Here is a 10,835-nt window from a genome sequence, read left to right on the forward strand (position 1 = left end):
ATATGATGGCGCTTTCGATAAAAGTAAGTTTAATGGACAGGGTACATATTATATTCAAGGTGAAAAGATTTATCAGGGTGAATGGCTTGAAGGCAGTATCGCCTTTGATGGTCTAATTGGCTTAAGCAGCTCAGATGTAAGGCAGGTTTTTTTAGAAAGTGGTAACATTACACAATCCGAAGATTACTATGTGATTTCATATCCAAAGGCAAATTGTGCGTTTTATTATGCCTATCCAACAGATGTCATAGAGCCTACACTCTATAAAATAGTCATCAATACCTTTGATTTTACAAGCGAGTGGCAAAGCCAAATGAAGCTTGATGAGATCAAGGCCAATTTTGAGACCTTTACAGCATCTGCACAAACCGAGAATGGTAAGACCTATTTCGTCTTACATGTGCCTCAGGCATCTTCTAATCTTAATTTCTATTTTGATTTTGATACTTTGGAACTGATTTTCTATGAATACGAGGCGCTTTAGGAGGCTTATATGCTAATCAAAAGAACATTACTCCTAATTCTGATATTAACAATGATTATGCCGCAATTATCAATTGACTATGCTGCACGGACAATTGATATGAAAGCGGCTATTTCACTTGCACAAAAGAATAGTGATGCTCTCAATTTAGTAAAGCTAGACTTGATCAAAAAGGGCGTGGAGAGAAAACAGGCTGTGGAGGGCCTACAAGATATCCGAAAAAAAGAATCCACAGTGAGGTTCTCTTTACTCTTTGACATTAAATTTCCTGAAACGCATGCAATGCCAAAGGAAATTGAGTTGATCATGAAGCTGCCGAAAATAGATAATGACATCAAAAAACTAAATGAACAATATAAATTTGAAGTCAACAAGTTGGTGTTTGAAGTTAAAAGTGCATATTTGGACATACTTGAAAAGGAAGCTGTTCTTAAATTTGAAACCGACAACAACAAGGATTTAGAAGCCACTTATCAAAGACTTTATAAGCGTTTTTTGACAGGCGATACCACACAGGAGGATTTAGCCCTGGTCAAAGAAGCACTAGACAAGTCAAAAGATACCCTTACTAAAGCAAAACTTGATTTTGAAGCCTCTAAAGAAAAACTCTCACAAAAGGTCGGCATTGACTTAACAAGAGGATACAATTTCAAGAGTGAATTGTCCCAGGTTACACTGACAAGAGATGATTTAGAAGCCTTGATTAAGTATGGCTTATCAAAGGACTATCAGGTTTATGTTGCCACACAGGATCGAAAACTGGCAGAAAAAGAAGTCAATGAAGTTTATGACATATACAAGAGCTACTACGGTTCTAAGGTCAACATTCTCTCTTCAGAGCTCAATAAATCTAAAATCGATTATGCGGCACTTTTTCAAAAGTATGAACAAATGCTTCAAAATATCGATGCAAAGTGGCAGAAGGTCTATGTCATCAATTTATTGTTCTTTAAAATTAAGATCCCTATGCGCTGGTTCCAAGGCGAATATACGGCTTTGAGATATTTTGAAAACGAGAAATATCCATTGATTGTGGCATTGGGTGAAAGAGACAAAAAACGCGTGGCTGAAGCTGCCATGATAGACCTTACAACACAGAAGATAAAGGACAGCTATGATGCTGTTAAACAAATGGATTTAGTGATAAAACAGTCTGAGGTTACAATTTCACTTGCAAAGGCCAGCTATGAGAAATTGAGACAGGATAACTTAGCGGGTATCGTCGCATTTGCAGAAGTACAACAAGCTAAGGATACCTTAAAAGCGCTTGAACTCGCAAATTTCTTGTCGAGAATCTCATTGACCAGATTTATAGCAGCCCTTGACTTTAATACCTCAGGTGGTGTGTCAGAAGTGACCAGCGATGCAAATTTTGCAACTGGCAACTATGATTCAGGGGTCTCAAATGTTGAAAAGACAAGTGGTGGTACAGGTGCATTTTGGTACTTGGAAACCCCTTATGACTCTTTAAAATTCATCTTTGGTATAAATGTTCCAGCAGACATGCAGGTGACACATTATCGCTTGTTTGATGCCAATGGTTTGCCAGTAGGCGGTTTAACACCAATATCGGAAACCATAGAGCATTTACCACTTACATTTGAAAGTTCATCTGACCTGTCACTTGTTTTATATACCAAGGATGTGCCCATGTATCGGTCTGTGATTCAAGGCGAAGGCTACCAAGGTGACTTAAAACTCGAACCCCTTAAGACAAACCCAAATGATTTAAAATTGCCGATTGGAACTTTCCAAATGGTCCAGCTAGACTTTATTCGAAGTGGTCTTAGTATAAAAATTAGCGATCAAATTGGCTATGATCATTTTCAGGTGATTAGTAAAGTGGGCACTGTCGTTGAAGGTCCTGTTGAAAAAGGAGCTTCAATTGAGGCCTTGTCACTTGTACTAATGGATCTTGAACAATACAATATAGAGCTCCTACTGGGTGATGAAAGTGTTATTAAGCTTAGACTGGTGCCGGAGACTCAAGCTAATGAGCAGGGTGTTCTGGTTTCTACAGAAAAATAGAGGGTGATAAAATGAGAAAACAAGGATACATGGCCTTAATATTATTAGTTTCTATGATTTTTAATTTAAGCTTTGCTGAGGCTAGACCTGCGGCAAAGGATTTTCCGACGCGTTCAGTTATCATCGGAACCTATGTCATAGATTACAAAGCCCTTAATCCTAAAACCATAGATTTGGCACAGGCCACAGTAGAAAGCTCAGGGCAAAAAAAGATACTCTATAAATCGGATTTGACCACCAGTAAGGTTTGGGTGGATATTACAAGTGGAGAAAGCATAAGTGATATCTCTGACAAGTCACCCAATATCGTTTCTGATGCATTAATTGCAGCAATTCCTTTAACACATTGGATAAAAGAAGATGGCAGTGTTGTCGTCTTTGAAACTGGTGCTGTGACATCTATAAACGATTTGCACAATCTACTAGATCCTAGAGCCAATGATATGCTTCAAAAATTAGTGATTGACTATGACCTTGCCAAGGAACTGTTTGATGCTGATGATGAAGATCTTGTCTCAGAGAGGACAAAAAATATTTTAGGGCCTGTACTGGCACCTCTTGGTCAAACTGTAATTGAGGGCTATGATAAACAACTGGATTCTTGGGATGGCTTTATCGCTTACTTGAGTTCAAATGGCGGTTCAGATCTTGTGCTTTCACTTGCAGCGCTTGAAAAGGAAAATACATTTACCTATCGTGAAATTGCTGTGGACAATGCATTACTTGGTAGGCTTTATGTGGCAGCTGATAGTGCTGTTAAAAATGGGTTAAATGCCTTGAATGCAGATATATGGGAAACAATAGGTAAAGTTGAATCAGATGCTTCTGAAAAGGCAGACACTATAAATTCAGATAATAGCACATTGCTTGCCCTTTATAGGCTAGGGCAAGAACAGAGCTTAACACAAGCCATTACAAATAAAGACTATAAGACAGCACAAGTTGCGATTACTCAAATGTCACATGTTGACCATATTACCTCAGACCTTGTTTTGGATAAGCCTTCTGAGCTACAGATTCTTATGATTGTTTTTACGCAGAGCATTAACAAAATAAAAACCGTTGCCGCAGAGGGTAAGGGCGATCTTTATTATACAGCACTAAAGAACTTGGAACCTGCAGCAACCCTAAAGGTAGTCTTGGATGCTCAGATCGCAAAGTTAAAGGAAACTGTCGATGAGTTTAAACTCATAATCAACTATATACTGGCGAGACTTGATAAACCCGAGGAAGAACAAGCGATAATGGCTCAAGCGCTTGATGAAATTAACAAGGCCATGGCAGCTGTTCCCAAGGATGATCAAGTAATAGGTGGCGCAGGTGGTAGTGGTGCCGACGGAACAGCAACAGGTGCAGATCCTGGCGCAGGCGCAGAAAATGGTAACGGTGGTGATGGTGGCACAGGCACAGGTACAGATGCTGGTACTGGCACTGGCGCAGGTGGTGATGGTCTTGCAGGAACCCCTAGCGGAACAGATGAATCCAGTATGGTAACTGGTATGTCGCCTGAAGATCTATTATCCGCTATTAAAGACGGTTTAAGTGATCAGTTAAATCAAATGATCGCTTTAAGTGATCCTGAAACAATGGAACAGGTCGCTTATTTGGAAGCCCTAAAGGATAAAAGCGATAACCTCTACAAGGCCTTTTTAGGTGCTCTTGAAAATAACGACACGGGTTTGGCAGATGAAATCCAAGCCAATATGGATACCCTTACAAGTCAACAAGACGCGCTTTATAATTCTTTTGCAGGACTATATCTTCAAACCAATGATGAGATCGCAGCACTTGTTCAAGAGATTGCAGACAACATGTTTCAAATGGAAGGTGCAACTGATGGGCAAATAGAATTGCTTGCTGGTAAAAATGATGATTTACAGGGTCAAATTGATGCTTTAAAGGGATTGCTTGCTAAGTATGCGTTGCTGTTATCACCAACTGACCAGCAAATACTGGCAATTTATTCGGATGCTCTTGTAACGACCAAGGAAGCCATCAATGAAGGTGATATTGGTACCATTAATGATGAAATCAACGATTTGCTTACCATATATGCCTTGTTACCGGATGCCCTAAAACCGGCAGGAGATCTTACAATGCTTACCAGCGCTCTAATTAGTGCCTCCAAGGATGCCTTTCTTGCAAACATGCAAGACCAAGGGGATGCCTTGCTCGCTTTAACACTACTATTATCACCTGATCAGATTGCTGCACTTTTAGCACTAGCTGATGGCGATTTAGGGCAGGGTGCGACAGGTGCTGTTGGCCAAGGACAAGAAGGTAGTAGTGAAGCCAGTGTAGGTTCTGGTGGCGACGGCGAAAGTGGCACTGAAAGTGGTGAAGGAACAGGCAGAGGACTTGAAGCGGGTACAGGACTCGCGGATGGCACAGGGACCAATATAGATAATATACCATCCATGGTGGTTACAAGAAACGACGCTGGACAGTATATACTCGTGAAAGTACCAACGATTGAAATTCAAGGTGTTACCTATGTGCCGATTAAAACTTTCTACAATTTATTCAATTTAGATGTATATTGGCATCCTGAAAATAGAAGTGTTGAAGTCAGTGGATTGATGGAAAAGGAAATCTTCATTGAAGACTCCCAAATTGTTAAAAAGGGAGATGTGCCGTTTGTTATGGATTATCAAATGAAAATTATAAGTGGTGTCAGTTATGCGCCTCTGACTTATTACACAACCGATATCAAGAACTTTATAATGCCAAATATCTCAGATTTAACATTGATCATACTACCACTTAAATAGAAAGGAGATCATTCATGGGAAAATACACCGTAATCGCAGAAGTTTCGCAATCGATTCTAAATTTACTAAGGAATGAATTATCGCCTGAAATCATAAAAAAATACGAACAAATTAATCTTTGCAATCCTAGCAAGCAGGAGGATGTAAAAGTGGGCATTCATTTATATGACATTCAAGAAAACAGTGATTTTGTCCAGAGAAATATGATCCAAAAAAGCAACAATGAGCTCCAATTTCCGCCTCAGAGTCTAACCCTCTATTATCTTATAACCGTTTATTCTAATGCGGATCGAAACTCTAAGGCAGTGGATGAGCAAAGAATATTAGGAAGGGTTATGCAGGTGCTTGGTGATCATCCAAGACTTGAAAATGAAGCCTTGGTGGGTAGTCTCCAAGAAAGTGGTGAAACCTTTGAAATCATAAGAGAGAATATCCCATATGAGGAAAAAATCAAGCTTTGGCAGTTTCCAAATATTCCTTATCAGCTTTCGATGGTTTATAAGGTACAGCCAGTGAGACTAGAATCCACTAAAATTAAGTCTGTTAAACGTGTTAAGGATGTTTCTATTGAGTTAAAGGGAGGCAATCATGACCATTAAATACCATGTGGACCTTGTTATCAAGTTCATAGATGCCTATACGGACAAGCCCTTATTGCCTGCCTTTGAAACCTATAAACTGAATGACATTCCCATTAAGCCCACTAAGAAGATGACGCCCTATGTAATCTTCTCCAACATTGTTAAAAACCATCATTATTCTAAATTAGGAGACAAAAACACGAAGTTTAAGCTTGTATGGCATCATCCATACTATGAGAGTGTCGCCATAAGCTTAGAGGATGAAGACCAGTTGATACGGGCAATACCAAATGAAAAATACCCTTATCCTGATGATATTACAGCAATTTTAGGAAGTGCACCTGAATGTGATTTACTTGAAATTATCCATGACCAGTCAAGAAATCGATTTTTACTAAAATCAAATATTGTTGCAGAAAAATATATGGACCTCTCACAATCTTATGATTCGGACCTCATGGGTAGAAAATTTCTTTTTACTGAAGAACATCATGAGCAAATTGTAAGGATCGGTTTAGATAATGTCGGCTATTATAGCATCCCTAATTTGGAATTTCCCTATACACCGGCATGTGAAATATATGAAATCATCGAGGCTATACCGCAGTCAAACGGCCGTTTCATGGTCCCGATTAAAAATTTAAGGGCATTGGATACTGAAACCATTGAATTTAAAATGCGACTTCACTATGATGCCAAAGTCAAATCAACCACAGTTAAAATAAAAAAAGACGTCATAACTGACGTCGGGTCTTTTTAGGAGGTAACATGGGACTTGCAGTATGTGGCGGTGCACTCTTAATGTGTTCATTTGGGACTGCACCGAGCTCACTTATGGTAACACCAAAAAATATGGTAATGACGAGTATGCCCATCGCCAATATTATGGATCATATTCCAAACAGCAACATCATGCCCTTTGCCATGTGTATATCCATGGCAAATCCGCAAGTAGCAGCGGCAACTGCAGCAGCACTTGGGGTTTTAACACCACAGCCTTGTATCCCAATGACTGTGGCGCCATGGGTTCCAGGGTCACCTACTGTCCTTATCGCAAATATGCCGGCGCTTAACAACTCGTCCAAACTCATGTGCAACTGGGGAGGTGTAATTCAGATCACATCACCTGGCCAAGGTACGATTATGGTCCCTTAAAGTGTTAATAAATAAGCGTATTCACCAAAATCAGATGGCAATACAGCCTTACCTGTTTTAGAGATTTCATTGGCCACACTTAGGAGCAAATCCTTCATGATGATTTCACGGTCTGCAGAAGCGGCCTTGAAGGAGGCATTAAGGGCAATGTTTTTTATATTACCGCCTGATAGTTCAAAGGTATTTGCAAGATATTCAAGGTCCAGTGTTTTAGAGAGAGGCGTCTCCTTTGGAAATACAGAACGCCATATTTTTCTTCTGTATTCAGGCGTTGGAAATGGAAAATGAACAACAAATGAAAATCTTCGAATAAAGGCATCATCTATATTGCCGAGAAGGTTGGTGGTAACTATTGAAATGCCCTCGTAGGCTTCGATTTTTTGAAGCAAGTAGCTTGTTTCAACATTGGCATACTTATCGTGAGAATCACTGACATCAGTCCTCTTAGAGAACAGGGCATCACCTTCATCAAACAAGAGTATGGCACCTGAAAGCGCTGCTTCATCAAAAATGATCTTAAGGTTTTTTTCAGTTTCACCAATATATTTGCTGATGACCTGTGATAAGTCCACCCGGTATATTTCAAGGTTGAGTTCATTGGCAATAACCTGAGCAGCTAGAGTTTTACCTGTTCCAGGAGGACCTGTGAATAGGAGTCCTAGGCCAGTGCCATAGGTGATTTTTTGATTAAAACCCCATTTGTTGAAAACGATGTGTTTATATCTCACATGGTTACAGGCTTCCTTTAATAGTTCAAATTGTTCACTTGGTAAGACAATATCATCCCAGGTGTAGCCAGAAATAATCAGTTGAGCCTTATCTTTTAAACCATGTGAAAGTTGATTATAGCTTGCCTTATGGAGCATTTTACTCGAAATTGAATCCTTTTGTGTCCAGAGCATTTCATTGTAAGCATCCTGAAAGGTCTTCGATATTTGGTTGGGTGTGAACTTAAACTTGTTGGAGAGCTCTGCTAGGTCAACAGAATCTTCCAGTGATAAGCCTTGACCTTTTTCGCACCAAATATTATGGCGTTCCAAAGCATCTGGGATATCAAACGCGATTTCAATTATTGAAAACTTACTGAATTCTGTTTGACCATACCAAGGTACGCTAGACAAGGCGAAACTAATCTTGGCAAATTTCCTAAGGGCATTGAGTAAGTATTCAAGAAAGATTGCAGCCTTTTTATCATTGGTAGGTGAGATCAAGAGTTCAAAATTTTCGAAGACCACAGTGGCACGATGTAAAATTGCCTCACGTGTGAGTTGGTCAACATCCGATGTGTTTAAGCTTAGTTTTTTACAATCAACCAACAGTATGGTTTGATCATACTCGTTGCAAAAATGATAGACGAATTCATGTTTGCCGATGCCTTTTGGTCCGTTTAAATAGAACATGACATTTTTGTTGAGGTCTTCCTTGTAGTTGATATTTACAAATTCATGAAGATTGGTCTCTACAAGGTCGAATTGATGGTCATCAGGCTTGGAATATGGCATGACAATGGACATAAAAGAGTCCGTAATCTGATATTGGTCAAAGTTGAGCATAAAATCGACAATGGACATATCGAGTTTCAAGGGCACGGCAATTAAGGGTGCATTTGCATTTGAAGACAGACTATTTACAACAAAGTATTTAAAGAGTTTGCTTTGACGATTTAACTGGATACGTTCAGCCAAATAGGCCTGTGCATCGAGACAGTATATTTTTAAAGCAAGGCCCAGAGTAGGATAAGCAGATTTTATGGTTTCGTTAAAGAATCTCATATTCTTTTCAAATGAGGGGTCAAGTTCAACCGCAATTGAAAGATAAATACAAAAGGTTTCAAATTCAGATAACTTAAATGTTTCCAATAGGTGTTCAAGAGGTATAAAAAGAGGAGTAGGGAGTGTTTCGATACATCTCTTTTGAATTTCTTCGAGTTTGGCCTCTGCCTGAGTCCGACGTTCCATTGCCAAAGCTGTATATTGCTTAAGTTGCCAACCAAGTGAAGGCGATTTTTGATCAGAAAGGGTTGCTTCAAAATACTCAGAGGATTTAAGGTCTACATATTTTAAAATATCTTTATAGTATTGGTCCAAAGATTCATAAGCTTTATAAGATGAATACATAATATACCTCCAACATGTTGTTTAGTGATAATATAACCAAATTTATAACTTTTAACCGTAATCGTCATAAATAAAGGATGTGGACACTATGAAAATGTATGGTGAAATAAAAGATAAAAAGAAACCGGAATATATAAGTGAAAAGGAAAAGAGTCAGGATTCAGAAATTCCTAAATTTATTAGAGGACCAACCGATTACAAGATCGGCCAGTTCAGAAATATTAGAGAGGGGCCTGATGAGCCAAGGGAGGTTCTAGATAAAATTAAAATGCCGGAAGAAGACGGCGAAAGAAGACCTGTAGAATATGAAAGAACACTTGAATCACAAAATGCCAAATTATTTGTGGGGAAAGTTTCTGAAGATCAAAAGGTCCTGCTTTCCACAAGGAAAAATGACAATACTGGTCACACTAATACATACAAACATTCCAATATTGAGATGCAAAGAACCTCCTCGTACTTTAGGAGTCGATATACTACATTCGCTGATAACATTGACGAAGCCTTTTGTCATTTCATTTCTGAATCGGACCCCACTGGCGATTTTATGAAGTATTTAGAACGCGCATCCAGCGTTTCTGAAACGGAAGACATTAAAACGATATTTCCTTTTTTGGGTAATTCAGAGGCAATTCAAGAGCTCAATGCCCTGTATTCTGAAAGAGCGCAAATAAAAAGTAATTTAGAAAACACCTCTTTGAATACCATCAGAGAGGCTACAGCTAGGATCAACAACCAGATTGATCGATTGAGGCAACAAATATACGATAATCAGTTTAAAAAAGCTCAGTTTAAAAAGCGGCTTGAACACCTGTTTGAATCAAATCAGGATCAAGTTAATTTAACAGATGAGGAAAAAAGTGATTATTGGTTATGGGTTTGGCTGAAAAAACTTCTGAACTATTTAGAAGAGGAGGAGGTCATCGATGTTTCAAAAGCGCAATAATGGTTGGCAAAAGGAGTTGATAATATGTCCGTAGATAGCGATCTGTTACAAGATACTCCAGAAGAAAGTACTGAAGAGACCACTGAGGAGCCTTCTACTGAGGAGGAATCGACGGAACAACCGACTGAACAACCAGCTGAAGCACCAAAATCCAAGATGGAGTCTTTAAATGAAAAAACGAGAGCAAGACAGGGGGCTGTATCTGCTGACGCCTTAAAGGGCATTAAAAATATGCATGATGTTTTTAATGGTTATAAAATTGGTGATGAAGATGCCTTTTTATCGGATGAGCCAAAAGAGTCAGAAGCCTTAGATACTGCACAAACCGTTGTCGATACTGGCGCAACTGCATCCGGTATTGGATCCTCCATATTTGAAATGGCTGAAAATGCATTGGACAGTTGGAGTAATGGAAATGGTATTGCCGGCGCTGCACTTACATTTATTGGCTACATCAAAAGTGCCTATGAAATCATGAAATCAGATGCATCTGGCAAGGAGAAAGCTGCAGAACTAGGCAAGGAAACAGCTAATGCGGCCTTTGACATGGCTGGTAGCATCATTGATGTTATCGAAGGATTTGGTGGTACTGTGCTAAAGGGCTTTAAGATTATTCCTGGTCTTGGGATGGTCATAGATGCCATAGAAGCTGGTATAGCTGTTTACAAAATTATAAAAGCAGATCGAGCAAGAGTCAGAATGAACGACAGTCGTAGACTTTTCAAAGAAAAGTATATGAACAGACCTATTGAA

9 protein-coding genes are annotated in these 10,835 nt (G+C 39.2%); 8 read left to right on the forward strand and 1 reads right to left on the reverse strand.

From position 1 onward, the window contains the following. The 6 genes from AC220I_RS12635 to AC220I_RS12660 all read left to right on the forward strand — a co-directional run. On the forward strand, positions 1-484 hold a 484-nt coding region (locus tag AC220I_RS12635; RefSeq protein WP_486724202.1), incomplete at its 5' end, for a hypothetical protein. A 9-nt stretch (positions 485-493) separates the two neighbouring features. Beyond that, a complete protein-coding gene (locus AC220I_RS12640; protein ID WP_486724203.1) occupies positions 494-2,512 on the forward strand; it encodes a TolC family protein in 2,019 nt (672 codons plus the stop codon). Positions 2,513-2,523: 11 nt separating this feature from the next. Beyond that, positions 2,524-5,283, forward strand: coding sequence for a stalk domain-containing protein (locus AC220I_RS12645; RefSeq protein ID WP_486724204.1), 2,760 nt, complete (start codon positions 2,524-2,526; stop codon positions 5,281-5,283). A 14-nt stretch (positions 5,284-5,297) separates the two neighbouring features. Then, positions 5,298-5,882, forward strand: coding sequence for a Pvc16 family protein (locus AC220I_RS12650; RefSeq protein WP_486724205.1), 585 nt, complete (start codon positions 5,298-5,300; stop codon positions 5,880-5,882). Further along, positions 5,872-6,624, forward strand: coding sequence for a hypothetical protein (locus AC220I_RS12655; protein ID WP_486724206.1), 753 nt, complete (start codon positions 5,872-5,874; stop codon positions 6,622-6,624). Before AC220I_RS12650 ends, AC220I_RS12655 begins: the two co-directional genes overlap by 11 nt. 8 nt (positions 6,625-6,632) lie before the next feature. Continuing rightward, positions 6,633-7,019: a DUF4280 domain-containing protein gene (locus AC220I_RS12660; RefSeq protein ID WP_486724207.1), complete on the forward strand. Its 387-nt coding sequence runs from the start codon at positions 6,633-6,635 to the stop codon at positions 7,017-7,019. Here the strand turns inward: AC220I_RS12660 and AC220I_RS12665 are convergent. Next, a complete protein-coding gene (locus AC220I_RS12665; protein WP_486724208.1) occupies positions 7,016-9,136 on the reverse strand; it encodes an ATP-binding protein in 2,121 nt (706 codons plus the stop codon). The two genes, AC220I_RS12660 and AC220I_RS12665, sit on opposite strands and share 4 nt — an antisense overlap. 88 nt (positions 9,137-9,224) lie before the next feature. On the opposite strand from AC220I_RS12665, the gene AC220I_RS12670 reads away from it, so the two are divergent. Further along, a complete protein-coding gene (locus AC220I_RS12670; protein WP_486724209.1) occupies positions 9,225-10,082 on the forward strand; it encodes a hypothetical protein in 858 nt (285 codons plus the stop codon). Between the two features lie 24 nt (positions 10,083-10,106). Continuing rightward, positions 10,107-10,835 (forward strand): hypothetical protein (locus tag AC220I_RS12675; protein WP_486724210.1); only part of this gene is annotated, 729 nt, incomplete at its 3' end.

This window comes from Fusibacter sp. (genome assembly GCF_057447755.1).